Here is a 13,653-nt window from a genome sequence, read left to right as displayed (position 1 = left end):
TCCCCTTTACGACACCACCGGCGGAGCTAGGGCCGTCGCTCCGTCCGGCAAGTGGGAACGCACAAAGCGCCAATGCGTTCAAAGGGTTTTCCGGGGGTCCGTGCTTCATGCCCTCAAGGGGGACCTTGTATCGCGCACTTCGACGGCGGCTGCGGCCGCTGCGCGCGTTCGCGCGCGACGTCGGCGGACTGACGCGAGCGGCGCAGACCCAGGCGCGCTGGCTTGCGCCGCCAAAGCCGCGGCCCCATGGCCTGCCGGCGCGGCTCTACGTTTCGCTGACCTCGTTCCCGCCGCGCTTTGCGACTCTGACGCTGACGCTGAAATGCCTGCTGAAGCAGACGATCCAGCCGGACGCGGTGATCCTCTGGCTCACCGAAGCCGAAGCGGAGCAGCTGCCCGAGTCGATCCGCCGCCTGCCTGGTCTCCGGATCGAGCGGGCGCCCGACATCCGGTCGTTCAAGAAGATCATCCCTGCGCTCGCCCGACATCGCGACGCCTTCATCGCCACCGCCGATGACGATGTGTTCTATCCTCGCACTTGGCTCGAAGAACTGGTCCGCGCCTATCGGCCCGAGGACCGGATCATTCCGTGTCACCGCGCCCATCGCCTCCGGCTCACCAATCAAGGAAAGCCGCGCCCGTACGCCGATTGGCGCTTGCTCCGCGAGCCCGAGATGTCGGAGCTCGTCTTTCCCACCGGCGTAGGCGGCGTTCTTTTTCCGCCACTCAGCCTCGACGCCGAGGCCCGTGACGCCGCGCAGTTCACGAAACTCTGCCCGACGAGCGATGACGCGTGGCTCTATTGGATGGCCCGTCGCGCCGGCTGGCGATTCAAAAAGATCGGACGCCGACGCCACTTCACGTGCTGGCCCGGTTCGCAGCGTGTCGCGTTGCAGCACGAGAACACGGCGCGCGGCGGCGGCAACGATCGCCAAATCGCTGCGCTGACGAGCCATTACGGTTTCCCGCCGCCTGCCCACGATAGGCCCGCGGCGACAAGGAGGGCGGCGTCATGGTGAGCGCGGCGGTCTACGAGACGCCGGCGGCGGCGTCTGGGAAACGTATCTGGGCGATCGAGGGCCTGCGCGCTTGGCTGGCCTGGGCCGTGGTGCTGGCGCATGTGATCCAGATCTGCGGACTCGACAGAACCGTGAACGGTCTTTGGGTCACGCAGTTTCTCGCCACCGAGGCGGTGAACGTCTTCATCATCATCAGCGGCTTCGTCATCACGAGCGTGGTCATCCAGAGGCAGGAGAGCTGGCGACGCTACATCGTCCGGCGCGCCTTCCGTATTTTTCCGGTCTATCTGCTGCTGCTGCCGATCGGCGCGATCACGATGCTGCTCACGATTCCCACGCTGGAGCACATGAGTTGGGCCGCCGACGCGCGATTCAGGTACGACGACACGGCGATCGGCACCCTCGAAAGCGTCAACGCCGCGCAAATGGCGCACTGGATTCCGCATCTTCTGCTGTTCCAGGGCGCCATTCCCGATTCCACGCTCCCCTTCTCGCAGACGAGCTTTCTTGGCCCGGCCTGGAGCCTTTCGCTCGAGTGGCAATTCTACTTGATTGCGCCGGCGCTGATCTGGATGCTGCGGCGACGGTTCAGCAGCATCGTCGCAGTCGGGACGATCGCGGTCCTGGCGGTGCTTTCGCGACTCGAGGTGTTCGGCCACTTCAATCTGCCGAGTTTCTTCCCGGCGATCGGCTACCTCTTCCTTGTCGGCATCGCCTCGCGCCTAGTGTTCGAGGACCTCAAGCGCGCGCGCGTCTACGCGGTCGCGGTCGCTGTCGGATGCCTGGCCAGCGCAGCGCTGATTCAGCCCATATTCGCCATTGCGCTTTGGTTTGCGTTTCTCTCGCTGCTGATCATCGCCGACCGCACGCAGGGCCGCATCGAGCAGACGGTTGTCCGGACTTGGAGCCTGGCATTCTGCTCGAAGCCCGCCACGGCGCTCGGCGCTCGGTCTTATGCGGTCTATCTCGTCCATTGGCCGGTGATCCAGGCGGCGGCCTATTTGCTGCTGCCGCTGGGCGCGTTCTCCCAGTGGGAAGCGTTCGCGCTGATCGGGGCGTCGGCTCTCGGGTCGACGCTGATCCTGTCCGAGGTGCTGCACCGCTTCGTCGAGCGGCCGATGATTCAACTAGGCGCATCCCTGGCGGCCAGAGCGCCGCGGCGGCGGGCGATGCAGGACCGGCTCGCGGAGGCGCCATGAGCAAGGCGGCGCCCGCTCGCGCACGCTGCGTGCGCGTGTGCTCTCGGCTGAACGAATTCGGCGATATCTGGCCGAGTATCGCCGCGCCGCTTCCGGGCGCGCACGTCTTCCAGACGCGCGAATTTCTTGACATCTGGCTGCAGACCATCGGCGCCGCGCGAAAAGTCCGGCCCTGTTTCGTCTCGATCACGGATGACGCCGGTCTGCACATCCTCGCGCCGCTTGGTATCGAGGTCCGCCGCGGCGCGCGCGTGCTGACGTTCCTCGACGGCGGCGTCAGCGATTACAACGCTCCTATCGTTCTTGCCGCACCGCACGGCGTTCCGCCGGCGCAGACGCTTTGGCAGGACATCATCGCCGCCGTCGCCCCGGTCGACACTGTGGTGTTGGAGAAGATGCCGTTCATCTTGGGCGATCGGTCCAATCCTCTATGCGCAGGATCGGGCAAAGCAGCGCCGCCCTCGGCCTATGCGCTACAGCTCACGGGCGATTGGCGGAGCTACGAGAAATCGCGCTTGCACCGGCCGAAAGACAGCCGCCGCAAGCGCCGCCGGCTCGCCGAGGCGGGCCCAGTTCGTCTGTTGATCGCCGAGACCAGGAGCCAGGTCGGCCGGCTGTATGCGGCCTTCGTGCAGCAGAAGACGCGCCGCTACATCGAAAAGAACGGCGCCGACGGTTTCGACCGACCTGGTTATCGGCGCTATTTCGAGATGATGACCGAGCGTCTGCATCCAGGGCACGTGCATCTTTCGGCGCTCGAAGTGAACGGCGAATTATTGGCGACCCATTGGGGGCTGGTCTACGGCAGGCGCTTCTATTGCCTGATGCTGGCTTACGCAGATTCGCCGCTGGCGCAGTATTCGCCCGCGCGCCTGCTGGTCGAAGACTTGATCGCGTGGTGCTACGCGCATGGCCTGGAGACCTTCGACTTCGGCGTCGGCGATGCGGCGTGGAAGACACTGATGGGCGCGGACGCGGCGCCGCTTTCGCATAGCGTGCTGCCGTTGACCGCATTCGGCTGGGCCTATGACAGCGCCGCCCGCCTGAAGAGACACATGCTGGCGCCGCATCCCAAACCCCTTCCAGTCAGTCGCGATGGAGTGAGCGCATGAGCGAGGCGTCAGAAGAATATGCGACCCCGCCGCGCCCCTTGTTCGTCGATCGCGTGCACAGGGTGCCGCGGCTGTGGTCGAACGCCGAGCTCGCGCGCGTGGGCGGATTGTTCGAAGGCGACGTCGTCAATGTCAGCGCCTGGCGCGACCAGGACAAGGCTGGAAAGAGCTATCGCGATTACTTTCCCCGCGCGCGCTCCTATACGCTGACAAACTTCCGCGCCGACATGCGCGGCTTCCAGGGCGCCGACGGCGAGATTTTCCTTGACCTGGAGCAGCCGCTTCCGGAGGCGCTGCGCGCGCGATTCGATGTCGTGTTCAATCACACGACGCTCGAACACATCTACGATTTCCGCACGGCGTTTGAGAACATGGCGGCGATGACGCGCGACGTGCTGATCGTCGTCGCGCCATGGCTGCAGCCCTTTCACAGCCAATACGGAGATTACTGGCGCTTCTCGCCGCTGGCGATGTCACGCCTTATGATTGACGCAGGCCTCACGCCTGCGCGCATTACCTGGAACAGCGACAAGCTCGCGTCCGTCTACGTGTTCGCGGTCGGCGTGCGCCAGCCGGAAAAATGGCGCGGCATGTTCGAGTTCGACTGTCTGCCCGACGCCGAGCGGCTCCTGCACCCGGGCAAACACTTCGCCGGGCGCGAAGCCTTGGTGGTGCCGTGGATGGACGCCGCACGCGGACTGGCGCGCCGGACCGGGCTGCTGCGCTCCGAGAAATGAGGGTTGTCTACATCCATAACATCGCCATGCCAGGGCGCGAGGCGAACACGGTCAACGTCGCCAAAATGTGCAATGCGCTGAGTGGGCTTGGCGTAGAGGTGTCGCTGATCGCGGCCAATGGCGCGGGCGCGGCCCCGCTCGCTCCGGCGCTGCGGGCGCACTACGGTCTGGAGCACGACTTCGACGTCCATGCGCTGCCGGCGTTCGCAACCCGCCCGACCGCCGCCGCGATCGCGGGCGCCCTTCACGCGCAGCGGCTCGGCGCCGATCTCGTCTGGACACGCGCGCCGCACGCCGCGCTGGCCGCATGCGCCGCAGGCGCGCCGACCCTGCTCGAAGTCCATACCGACATCTCAGCCTTCAGCGGTCTCGGCCAACAAGCTTTTCGCCGCGTCGTCCGCCACCGGATGCTCGTCGGACTTATCGTTATCTCGGACGCGTTGGCGCGGCACATGGAGGCGATGTTTCCTAACTTGCAGGGACGCATCTTGGTTGCGCACGATGGGGCGGACGACAGAGACGCTGACCCGGCGCCGCCCAAGCCGCCTGGTGCGCCGCTCAGCGTGGGCTATGTCGGCAGTTTGTACCCCGGCAAGGGTGTGGAGTTGATCGAGGCGCTCGCGCGGGAATGCGGCCACGCCTTCACTGTGGTCGGCGCCGGCGCCGAGCAGCGGCAAACACCGAACCCGCCGCCGAACCTTCGCTACGAAGCGGCCGTCGCACATGCGGACGTGCCTGCGCTCCTCGCGCGCTTCGATGTCCTGATGGCGCCTTACCAACGATCGGTGATGGCTGCCGATGGGCGCACCGACACGGCGCGCTGGATGTCGCCGCTGAAACTGTTCGAATACATGGCGGCGCGACGCGCGGTGGTGGCGTCTGACCTGCCGGTCATCCGCGAAGTGCTGCAGGATGGGCAAACAGCGTTGCTGTGCGATCCGGACGATCTCTCGGCGTGGGCGACCGCGCTGGCGCGGCTGCACGCCGACGCGGCGTTGCGCAACGCCATCGCCGAGCAGGGTTACCAGCGTTTCCGGAGCTATCACACGTGGCGTCGTCGGGCCGAGGCGATTCTGCGTGCGGTCGAGCCCTGGTTGCGAGATCAGCGCCACATGCCGCGGCGCTCCCGGACTGACCCGCAGCCCTCGGGCGAGGCGCCGCCGCCGCTTCAGTGAAACCGATTGCCGGCTATGCATCGCGCCTATAGGCGACGGCGGATTTTCTCTAAGCGGCTTTCGGCCGAGGACGGTTTAACTGCCCTGCCGAGCGGGGTAAGCCATGAAGCGAAACGGACTGACAATCGACGACGACTTGGCCGCTTTCGTCGAAACGGAGGCGCTGCCCGGCACGGCGGTCAGCCCCGAACGCTTCTGGAACGGCCTCGCCACGATCGTAGCGGAGTTCGGCCCCCGTAATCGCGCCTTGCTAGCGAAACGCGACCAGCTACAGGCGGAGATCGACGCCTGGCACGCGGCGTCCGGTGGCAACGGTTTCGACACGGAGGCCCACGAGAGCTTTCTGCGCGAGATTGGGTATCTCGTCGGAACGCCAGCGCCGTTCGAGATCGAGACGGCGAACGTCGACGCCGAACTTGCACGCATCGCGGGCCCGCAGTTGGTCGTGCCGGCGAGCAACGCGCGCTATGCGCTGAACGCCGCCAACGCGCGCTGGGGCAGCCTCTACGATGCGTTTTACGGCACGGACGCGATTGACGAGCGGGAAGGCGCCGAACGTGGCGGCGGCTACAACCCGGTTCGGGGCGAAAAGGTCATCGCCGCCGCGCGCGCGTTTCTGGACAAGGCCGCGCCGCTCGCGGAGGGCAGCCACCTGCACGCCCGCGGCTACGCCGTCGATGGCGAAGGGCTCGCCGTCAGCCTGGGCGGACGCACGACGCGCTTGGCCCATCCGGGTCGGTTCGTCGGTTATCGCGGGCCGATTGAGAACCCCGAAGCGATCCTGCTGCGCAACAATGGGCTGCACATCGAGATCGCGATCGACCGCCGGCGCCCGATCGGCGCGCGTGATCCGGCCGGCGTCGCCGATATCGTGCTGGAATCAGCGATCAGCACCATCGTGGATTTGGAAGACTCCGTCGCCGCCGTGGACGCGGCCGACAAAGTCGCCGCCTATCGCACTTGGCTCGGGCTGATGCGCGGCGATCTCGCGGCGCACTTCGACAAGGGCGGATCGACCATTGCCCGCCGCCTGAACGGCGATCGCATCTACACCCGCCCCGACGGCGACACGCTGGCGCTGCCCGGCCGCGCCATGCTGCTGGTGCGGAACGTCGGTCTGCATATGCACACGGACGCGATCCTCGACGCGGACGGCGAAGAAATACCGGAGGGTTTGCTTGACGCGGTAGTCACCGCGCTCTGCGCGATCCATGATCTGAAAGGCCTCGGCGGCGTCTGCAACTCGCGTGCGGGTTCGATCTATGTGGTGAAGCCGAAGCTGCACGGACCTGAGGAAGTCGCATTCGCGGTCGACGTGTTCGCGGGGGTGGAGGCCATGCTGGGGCTCGCGCCCGACACGATCAAGATCGGCGTCATGGACGAGGAACGGCGCACCAGCGTCAATCTGGCCGCCTGCATCCACGCGGCGCGCAAGCGCCTCGTCTTCATCAACACCGGCTTCCTCGACCGCACTGGCGACGAGATCCACACCGCGATGCGCGGCGGCGCCGTGATCCGCAAGGCGGCGATGAAGGACGCTGCCTGGATCAAGGCGTACGAAGCGCGCAATGTCGGTATCGGCCTCGCCTGCGGCCTCTCCGGACGCGCGCAGATCGGCAAGGGGATGTGGGCTGCGCCCGACCGGATGGCCGACATGCTGGCGCAGAAGGGCGCGCATCCGAAGAGCGGCGCCAACACCGCCTGGGTCCCTTCGCCGACTGCAGCGACGCTCCACGCGATGCATTATCACGAGACGGACGTGTTCGCGCTTCAAACCGAGATGCGCAAGCATCCCTTCCAAGGCGGCTTGACCGCGTTGCTCACCGCGCCATTCGCAAGCGGGCCGCCCAGCGCGACGGAGCGCCTGGAGGAGTTGGACAACAACGTGCAAAGCGTCCTGGGTTACGTGGTTCGCTGGATCGACCAAGGCATCGGCTGCTCGAAGGTGGCGGACATCCACAATGTCGCCCTGATGGAGGACCGGGCCACTTTGCGCATCTCATCGCAGCACGTCGCCAACTGGCTGCGCCACAGCATCGTCACGCGCGACGAAGTGGAAGCTTCCTTGCGGCGGATGGCGGGCGTCGTGGACCGCCAGAACGCCGGCGATCCGTTCTACAAGCCGATGGCGCCCGGCTTCGACGGCGCCGCGTTCCAAGCTGCGCGGACACTGCTGTTCGAAGGCGAAGCGCAGCCGAACGGCTACACCGAGTTCATCCTCAACGCCTGGCGCCGTAAAGCCAAGCAAGCCGCGCATTGATCGTCGCCGCGGCGCGGCCGAGAATGGGCGCGGAGGAAACGCCCATGAGCATCCGCACCGAGCGCGACGGCCCCGTTGTCATCGTCACCATCGACCGGCCGGAGCGGCGCAACGCCGTCGATCTCGCCACGGCGCGGGCGCTCTACGAGGCGTTCAGAGCGTTCGACGCCGACGACACAGTGTCCGTCGCCATCCTCACCGGCGCCGAAGGGACCTTCTGCGCCGGCGCAGATCTCAAAGCATTGGCGGAGGGCGAGAGCGGCAAACGCGTCCAGCCCGGCGGGATGGATTCATTCGGCCCGATGGGACCGACGCGCCTGCGCCTCGGCAAACCGGTGATCGCCGCGATTGAAGGCCACGCTGTCGCCGGCGGCGCCGAACTTGCGCTCTGGTGCGATCTTCGCGTGATGGCCGAAACCGCGGTCTTCGGAATCTATTGCAGACGTTTCGGCGTGCCGCTGGTCGATCTCGGCACGATCAGGCTGCCGCGCCTGATCGGGCACTCACGTGCGATGGACCTGCTGCTGACGGGCCGCGCCGTCGAGGCCGGCGAAGCGCACGCCATTGGCATCGCCAATCGCATCGCGCCACACGGAAAGGCGCTTGAATGCGCCGTAGCGCTGGCGGAGGAGCTCGCGGCGTTTCCGCAGACCTGTCTACGCCATGACCGCCTCTCCGCGCTCGAACAATGGGATCTCGACGAGAGCGCCGCCACCGACAACGAAATCGCCCACGGCATCATCACCTTGCGCTCCGGCGAAACCGCCTCCGGCGCACAACGCTTCAGCGCCGGCGAAGGCCGGCACGGCCGGTTCGATTAGACGCGGCCCATCACCGGGATCAGCGCGCCGGTGACGGCGCTGGCCTCGTCGGAAGCCAGGAAGAGCATCACCCGCGCCAGCTCCTCGGGCTGAACCCAAATCTTGGGATCGGTCTTCGGCATGTCTTTGCGGTTCTGCGGCGTGTCGAGCGTCGAGGGCAGCACCGCGTTCACACGCACTTTGCCTTTCAGCTCTTGCGCCATGCTCTCGGTCAGCTTGTGCACGCCGGCCTTCGACGCCGCGTACGGGCCGAAGCCGGCGCCCGCTTTCAGCGCGCCTGCGGCGCCGACATTCACGATCGCGCCTTTGCTTTCGAGGAGGCGCGGAAGCGCCGCGCGTGACGCATTGACGGCCGTCTTCAGGTTGAGCGCATGCATGCGGTCCCACATAGCCACGTCTGCATCGGCTGCTTGGCTCCAAGCAAAGCCGCCGGCGATGTTCAGCAAGGCGTCGATGCGGCCTGCCTGTTCGGCGATCCGCCGCATGGCGTCCGAGGCGGAGTCGGCCTCGGTCAAATCCGCGCCGCCGATCGTCAGCGGATCGGCCCCGGTGGGCGCAGCCGCGTAGTCGATCGCCGCTGTCGTCCAGCCGCGCTCGCGCGCGTGCGCCGCGACAATCTTGCCCAGAGCGCCAAACGCGCCCGTTATGACGATGACTTTGCCTTGCATGCCGCGAGCCTCTCCTCGCGACGCTTCTAGCGCTCCGCCGGCGCATCCGAAAGCGCTGGTGAAAGCATCTTCAAAGCGGGGCGAGAATTCCCTCGCCTCATGCCTTCCTTGGCGTGGCGGCTTCGGCCGCCCGCCCTTTTCAGCTCCGCGCTTTCATCTCCGCCATGACGCGCTGCGCGTAGGCCCGGCTCACGGGCACTTCATCGCCGCTCTGCAGCACCGCCATCAACCGGCCGTTGGCGTCTCGGCGCACTGCTTTGAGGCGTTTCCAGTTCACGAACGCCGAGCGGTGCACGCGCAGCATGACGTTGGGATCGAGCTTTTCTTCGAGGTGCGACATGGTTTCGCGATGCAGCAGCGTGCGGCCTTCCCAATAGAGGCGCACATAGTCGCGTTCCGCCTCGATCCGCTCGACGTCGTCGACCGGCACGCGCAGGAAGCGGCCGCGGTCGCGAATCCAGAACTCCTTCTCGTAGCGGGGCCCTTCGCGCTCGTCGGCCTCCTTCTTCAGCGCATCGAGCACCGCCGCCAGCTCTTCGGCGCGCTTGCCGGCGCTTTGCGCCGCCCGGCGTTCACGCGCACGGTCGATTGCCGAGGCCAGCCGCTCGAACTCGACCGGCTTCACCAGGTAATCGACCGCCGAGGTCTCGAACGCGCGCACGGCATAGGAGTCGAACGCAGAGACGAAGATCACCGCCGGCCCGCCGCTGTCCTCGACCGCGTTCGCGACTTCGAAGCCATCCGCCAACGGCATCTTGATGTCGAGCAGCACGACATCCGGCCTCAAATCGCGCATGGCGTTGATCGCCTGCGCGCCATCGCTGGCGGCGCCGACGATCTCGACATCGGGGATGTCTTCGAGCGCCAGCTTCATGCGGCGCAAAGCCAACGGCTCGTCGTCAGCTAAGAGCAGGCGCAGGGGTTCGGCCAACACGTTCTTCCTCCACAGGCAACCAGATTTCAACGCGACACCCTTGCGGTTCGCGATTGCGCGCCGTCAGGCCGGCGCGTCCGCCATAAATCAATTCGAGCCGCTCGCGCGCGTTGGCGAGGCCGACGCCGCGCCGGCGGCGCGGATCGCCATCCGGCGGCAAGCCTGGGCCATCGTCCTCGATCGTGATGCGCAGAAGATCGCCATCACGCGTCGCGCTCACGTCGATGCTGCCGCCCTCGACGCGCGGCGTGATCGCATACTTGATCGCGTTCTCGAGGATGGGCTGCAAGATGAGACTGGGCAGACGCGCATTCTCCAGCCCCGGCTCGATCGAGAACTTGACTTTGAGCTTGTCGTCGAAGCGCGTCTGCTCGATCTCGAGATACTTGCGCTGCGCTTCCATCTCCGCGGTCAACGCCGCCATCTCGGTCGGTTGACGGTCGAGCGAGTAGCGCAGGAAGCCGGCGAGCTTCAGGATCATGCTCTCGGCCTGCGCGTTGCGCTTTTCCAGCACCAGAGTCGAAATCGCGTTCAGCGTGTTGAAGAGGAAATGCGGGTTGATCTGGTAGTGCAGCATTTTGAGCTGCGCGTCGTAGGCGAGCGCCTGCGCCCGCGAGACGGCGCGCGCCTGCGCCATCGTTTCGAAGTGATAGCCGAGCAGCGCCTGTGTGAGCCCCCAGAGCGGCAGCGCCCAGCCGAACTGGAAGAGATAGATGATGAACGGGTACGGGTCGGGCGTGAATTTCGCGAGCCATAGCGGCCAGACCTGCTCGCTGTATTGCGTCAGCGGCGCCAACGCCAAGGCGCCGAGCACCAGCGCCAGGTTCCGCGCCCAGTTCGAACGGCTGGCGCGCGGGCCGGCGACGACCGCCAGCAGCGCGCCGGTGAGCACGGCGTAGCTGGCGACGACCATCACCCGGTTCAGAAGGTAGGGAAAGTCGCTGGGGTCGTGAGGCGGATCGGCGGCGGCGGCGGCCGTCCGGAAGGCGAAGTACATGAGCCAAAAGGCGACGTGCGCGCCCCAGCGCGTCCAGCCGGGGTGATCGAGCAGGCCTTTGGCCCCGCCGACTGCAGTCCCTGTTTCGACCTGCCGCAACACCATCGCGCCAGCCTAGCGAACTCGGCGGCGCAAGGGGTATCTCCCACTGCAGCAGAGCCGCCCGTTCGTCGCAGTTTCCCGTCAACTCGTCGCGGCTTCACCAGGCGGGCGATGAATTCACTTCGCTTGCGCCGCTTCCGCGTCGAGGCGGGCAGCCGAACGCGTCTCGGCCGGCATCGCAAGCTCAAAAGCGTACTCGACGAACACGTCTTCGAGAGCGGCGAAAGAAAGCAGCAGCTTCTTGCTGAAGATGGCCCAGTCGCGGGCGAGGCCCTGCTTCGGCTTTTTCATCAGCGGCCAGTGCAGCGCGACCATCTCCAGGTCGGCGCGCCAGACGATCTCGTGCATGTTCGAGATGGAGACCCAGCGCGTGTGCTCGAGGTTCGCCATCACGTAGCGTGTCCCACGCTGGCGGCGGTGCTGGCGGAAGCGCGGCGCGAACGGATTGGGCGTCGTCACCAGGATGCGTCCGCTGGGCCGCAGATGACGCTTGGCGAAATTCAGGAGCGCGACCGGATCGTTCACGTGCTCGATCACATCGCCGATGAAGACGCGGTCGAAGCGGTCGCCGAGATCAACGTCGCTGGTGGCGTCGACTTGGCGGAAGTCGAAGCCCTTGGCGTTGTAGTGCTCGCACAGCTCCGGCATCAGTTCGGCCGCGACGACGCGCTTCGCCACTTTGGCGATGCGGCCGTGCTCCCAACCCTCCTCGGAGAAGAACGAGACGTCGTGCTCGCCGGCGCCGATATCGAGCACCTCTTGGCCGCGGCAGAAATCGAGCACCATGTCGAGGCGCGAGGTTTCTTCGATCCGCGTGATCGAACGGAGGAACGCATCCAGGCCCAGCGTCGCCTGCCGATTGGTCGGATCCGATGAGACTTTGCGCCAATCAAACATGCGAACGCTCGCCCACCTGCTGCAATTCCGCGGACAAGGCGCGCCAGAACGCCTCGGCCCCGTACCGCTCCCGGAGCGCGGCGCGGCCCTTCTCCGCTCTGTCCCGGAGAGCGTCAAGGTTCGCCAGCGCCTCGGCGGCAGTGCGGGCAAGGAGCGCGTCATCGCCCAGCGGGAACAGCGCGCCGTAGGCGCCGTCGCCAAGCGCAGTGCGGCTGCCGGGAATGTCGCTGGCGATGGTGGGGACGCCGTGATCCAGCGCCTCCTGCAGCAGATACGGCAGCCCCTCCCAGTGCGACGGCAGAACGAGAATATCGTTGCGGTGAAAGTCCGCGAACGGCGCGGAGCGCCAACCGGCGAACTCGACGGCGAGCCCCGCCGACTGCGCGGCGGCGCGCAAGTCGCCGGCGAGCTCTCCGTCGCCGAAAAAGCGAAGCGGCGGCGGCGGACTCATGAGCGCCGCGGCGCGCAGCAACGCCTGCGGGTCCTTGGTCGGGATGAAGCGGGCGACGAAGTTGAGTCGCGGCGCTCCATCCTCACGCAGCGGCGGCGGCGGCGCGGCGACATAAGGATTGCCGAGCTGCGCGATGCGAGGGCGCGTCAGCGCCGCGCGCGCGGCCTCGTGCTGCGCCGCGTTCAGCGTGACCACGAGATCTGCGGCCTTCTTGTGCTTGAACTTGTCCGAGTGACACGGCGTGACGAAACGCGCCTCGGGGAACAGCCGCTGCAACGCCGGGAGCGTCAGATCGCTATGCACGATAGCGACGATGGGCGCCCCGGCCGCACGCGCCAGCACCTCTCGACGAAGCGAAGGCAACAGCGGCAGCGCAGCGGCGATCGGCGACGTCAGCAGTTTCGACGCGGCGATCACGTCGACGCCCTGCTCGCGCAGCGCATCGATCGAGGGCCCGCTGAACAGGACCGCCGAGCGCACGCCGACGGCGCGAAACATGCGCTCGTAGTGCGCCACCGCCGTCGCGATGCCGCCGCGTCCCTTCACCACCGCAGACTGAAGCACGAACATGCGGGCGGCTCCTTAGCATGCGTCCGCTCCAATCTCGACCGCGCTTGCGCGCGGCCGGAACCGAACTCCGCGCCCGGATTTTCGCCTTCTGAACGGCGAGGTCCGCCATGCCCAAGAAGAGCACCGTCGAGAAGGTCAAGAAAGCCAAGCGTGAGCACAAGGCGCCCACCACCCAGGCGGGCGAATTCGTGCGCGAGGAGATCGAAAACATCCGCCACGGCAAACACGGCGCCCGATCGGCCAAGCAGGCGATCGCGATCGGACTCTCCAAGGCGCGTCGCGCCGGGGTCGATTTGCCGCCGCCGGCCAAGGGCAAGGCCAAGGCGAGCACGCGCAAGAGCGCACGTTATGCCTACGAAGCAGGCCAAGGCCGACGCAAGACCACGCGCCGCCCGCGTGTCTCGCGCGCCGTTACGAAGGCGCTGAAGCGCGAGCCGAAGAGCACGGTGTCGAAATCGGCGTTGTCGAAGCAAGCCAAGCGCGCCGCGGCGCGGCGCAGCCCGTCCGAACGCTCCGCCGCGGCGAAGAAGGCGGCGCGCACCAAGGGACCGGCCAAGCGTTCGAACGCGGCTGACGTGACCCCCGTTTCTCATCCAGCCGCCACTGGAGTCCGATCCTCATCAAACGCCCCCAATGGGCGTCCTTCAAGCTCTTCGTTCCTTGCCCAACGGGCGGCGTAGGCGGCTGGCGTGAGCCAGTCGAGCTTCCCGT

The 13,653-nt window shown here is 66.8% G+C and carries 13 protein-coding genes; 8 read left to right on the top strand and 5 right to left on the bottom strand.

Translation table 11 applies throughout. The features are described 5' to 3' along the window. The first annotated feature begins 125 nt into the window (after positions 1 to 125). The 7 genes from VEA80_RS01235 (at position 126) to VEA80_RS01205 (ending at position 8,323) form a co-directional block, all read left to right on the top strand. Entirely contained in the window at positions 126 to 1,019 is an 894-nt protein-coding gene (locus VEA80_RS01235; RefSeq protein ID WP_325058862.1) for a hypothetical protein, read from the top strand. After that, positions 1,013 to 2,218 carry an acyltransferase gene (locus VEA80_RS01230; RefSeq protein ID WP_325058861.1) on the top strand — a complete coding sequence of 402 codons (1,206 nt, stop codon included), beginning with the start codon at positions 1,013 to 1,015 and terminating at the stop codon, positions 2,216 to 2,218. The genes VEA80_RS01235 and VEA80_RS01230 overlap by 7 nt, the downstream gene beginning before the upstream one ends. Then, on the top strand, positions 2,215 to 3,330 hold the full coding sequence (locus VEA80_RS01225) for a GNAT family N-acetyltransferase (RefSeq protein WP_325058860.1): 1,116 nt from the start codon (positions 2,215 to 2,217) through the stop codon (positions 3,328 to 3,330). The genes VEA80_RS01230 and VEA80_RS01225 overlap by 4 nt, the downstream gene beginning before the upstream one ends. Further along, positions 3,327 to 4,067: a hypothetical protein gene (locus VEA80_RS01220; protein WP_325058859.1), complete on the top strand. Its 741-nt coding sequence runs from the start codon at positions 3,327 to 3,329 to the stop codon at positions 4,065 to 4,067. Before VEA80_RS01225 ends, VEA80_RS01220 begins: the two co-directional genes overlap by 4 nt. Further along, the gene (locus VEA80_RS01215; protein ID WP_325058858.1) at positions 4,064 to 5,242 is read left to right on the top strand and encodes a glycosyltransferase family 4 protein; all 1,179 of its coding nucleotides are present in this window, start codon (positions 4,064 to 4,066) and stop codon (positions 5,240 to 5,242) included. Before VEA80_RS01220 ends, VEA80_RS01215 begins: the two co-directional genes overlap by 4 nt. Positions 5,243 to 5,345: 103 nt before the next feature. Beyond that, positions 5,346 to 7,502 (top strand): malate synthase G, encoded by a 2,157-nt coding sequence (locus VEA80_RS01210; protein WP_325058857.1) that lies wholly within the window; start codon positions 5,346 to 5,348, stop codon positions 7,500 to 7,502. Between the two features lie 44 nt (positions 7,503 to 7,546). Further along, positions 7,547 to 8,323 (top strand): crotonase/enoyl-CoA hydratase family protein, encoded by a 777-nt coding sequence (locus VEA80_RS01205; RefSeq protein WP_325058856.1) that lies wholly within the window; start codon positions 7,547 to 7,549, stop codon positions 8,321 to 8,323. On the opposite strand, the gene VEA80_RS01200 is transcribed toward VEA80_RS01205, so the two are convergent. The 5 genes from VEA80_RS01200 to VEA80_RS01180 form a co-directional block, all read right to left on the bottom strand. After that, on the bottom strand, positions 8,320 to 8,991 hold the full coding sequence (locus VEA80_RS01200) for an SDR family NAD(P)-dependent oxidoreductase (protein ID WP_325058855.1): 672 nt from the start codon (positions 8,989 to 8,991) through the stop codon (positions 8,320 to 8,322). The genes VEA80_RS01205 and VEA80_RS01200 overlap by 4 nt on opposite strands. Positions 8,992 to 9,130: 139 nt before the next feature. Then, positions 9,131 to 9,925, bottom strand: a complete 795-nt coding sequence (locus VEA80_RS01195) for a LytTR family DNA-binding domain-containing protein (protein ID WP_325058854.1) — start codon at positions 9,923 to 9,925, stop codon at positions 9,131 to 9,133. Continuing rightward, positions 9,891 to 11,027 carry a sensor histidine kinase gene (locus VEA80_RS01190; protein ID WP_325058853.1) on the bottom strand — a complete coding sequence of 379 codons (1,137 nt, stop codon included), beginning with the start codon at positions 11,025 to 11,027 and terminating at the stop codon, positions 9,891 to 9,893. The genes VEA80_RS01195 and VEA80_RS01190 overlap by 35 nt, the downstream gene beginning before the upstream one ends. 114 nt (positions 11,028 to 11,141) lie before the next feature. Next, the gene (locus VEA80_RS01185; RefSeq protein WP_325058852.1) at positions 11,142 to 11,921 is read right to left on the bottom strand and encodes a class I SAM-dependent methyltransferase; all 780 of its coding nucleotides are present in this window, start codon (positions 11,919 to 11,921) and stop codon (positions 11,142 to 11,144) included. Continuing rightward, positions 11,914 to 12,942 (bottom strand): glycosyltransferase, encoded by a 1,029-nt coding sequence (locus tag VEA80_RS01180; RefSeq protein ID WP_325058851.1) that lies wholly within the window; start codon positions 12,940 to 12,942, stop codon positions 11,914 to 11,916. The genes VEA80_RS01185 and VEA80_RS01180 overlap by 8 nt, the downstream gene beginning before the upstream one ends. 107 nt (positions 12,943 to 13,049) lie before the next feature. Between VEA80_RS01180 and VEA80_RS01175 the strand changes: the two genes are divergently transcribed. Beyond that, positions 13,050 to 13,622 carry a DUF6496 domain-containing protein gene (locus tag VEA80_RS01175; protein WP_325058850.1) on the top strand — a complete coding sequence of 191 codons (573 nt, stop codon included), beginning with the start codon at positions 13,050 to 13,052 and terminating at the stop codon, positions 13,620 to 13,622. Positions 13,623 to 13,653 lie beyond the last annotated feature (31 nt).

Origin of the sequence: Vitreimonas sp. (assembly GCF_035627415.1) — a bacterium.
Classification (GTDB): domain Bacteria; phylum Pseudomonadota; class Alphaproteobacteria; order Caulobacterales; family Aquidulcibacteraceae; genus Vitreimonas.
This window is presented reverse-complemented; position numbering and strand designations above follow the sequence as displayed.

Excerpts from the sequence above, each read along its gene's own strand:
- VEA80_RS01230 (WP_325058861.1), top strand. The coding sequence starts at position 1,013 with ATGGTGAGCGCGGCGGTCTACGAGACGCCGGCGGCGGCGTCTGGGAAA.
- VEA80_RS01180 (WP_325058851.1), bottom strand. The coding sequence starts at position 12,942 with ATGTTCGTGCTTCAGTCTGCGGTGGTGAAGGGACGCGGCGGCATCGCG.
- VEA80_RS01175 (WP_325058850.1), top strand. The coding sequence starts at position 13,050 with ATGCCCAAGAAGAGCACCGTCGAGAAGGTCAAGAAAGCCAAGCGTGAG.
- VEA80_RS01200 (WP_325058855.1), bottom strand. The coding sequence starts at position 8,991 with ATGCAAGGCAAAGTCATCGTCATAACGGGCGCGTTTGGCGCTCTGGGC.
- VEA80_RS01190 (WP_325058853.1), bottom strand. The coding sequence starts at position 11,027 with ATGGTGTTGCGGCAGGTCGAAACAGGGACTGCAGTCGGCGGGGCCAAA.
- VEA80_RS01210 (WP_325058857.1), top strand. The coding sequence starts at position 5,346 with ATGAAGCGAAACGGACTGACAATCGACGACGACTTGGCCGCTTTCGTC.
- VEA80_RS01220 (WP_325058859.1), top strand. The coding sequence starts at position 3,327 with ATGAGCGAGGCGTCAGAAGAATATGCGACCCCGCCGCGCCCCTTGTTC.
- VEA80_RS01205 (WP_325058856.1), top strand. The coding sequence starts at position 7,547 with ATGAGCATCCGCACCGAGCGCGACGGCCCCGTTGTCATCGTCACCATC.
- VEA80_RS01215 (WP_325058858.1), top strand. The coding sequence starts at position 4,064 with ATGAGGGTTGTCTACATCCATAACATCGCCATGCCAGGGCGCGAGGCG.
- VEA80_RS01225 (WP_325058860.1), top strand. The coding sequence starts at position 2,215 with ATGAGCAAGGCGGCGCCCGCTCGCGCACGCTGCGTGCGCGTGTGCTCT.
- VEA80_RS01185 (WP_325058852.1), bottom strand. The coding sequence starts at position 11,921 with ATGTTTGATTGGCGCAAAGTCTCATCGGATCCGACCAATCGGCAGGCG.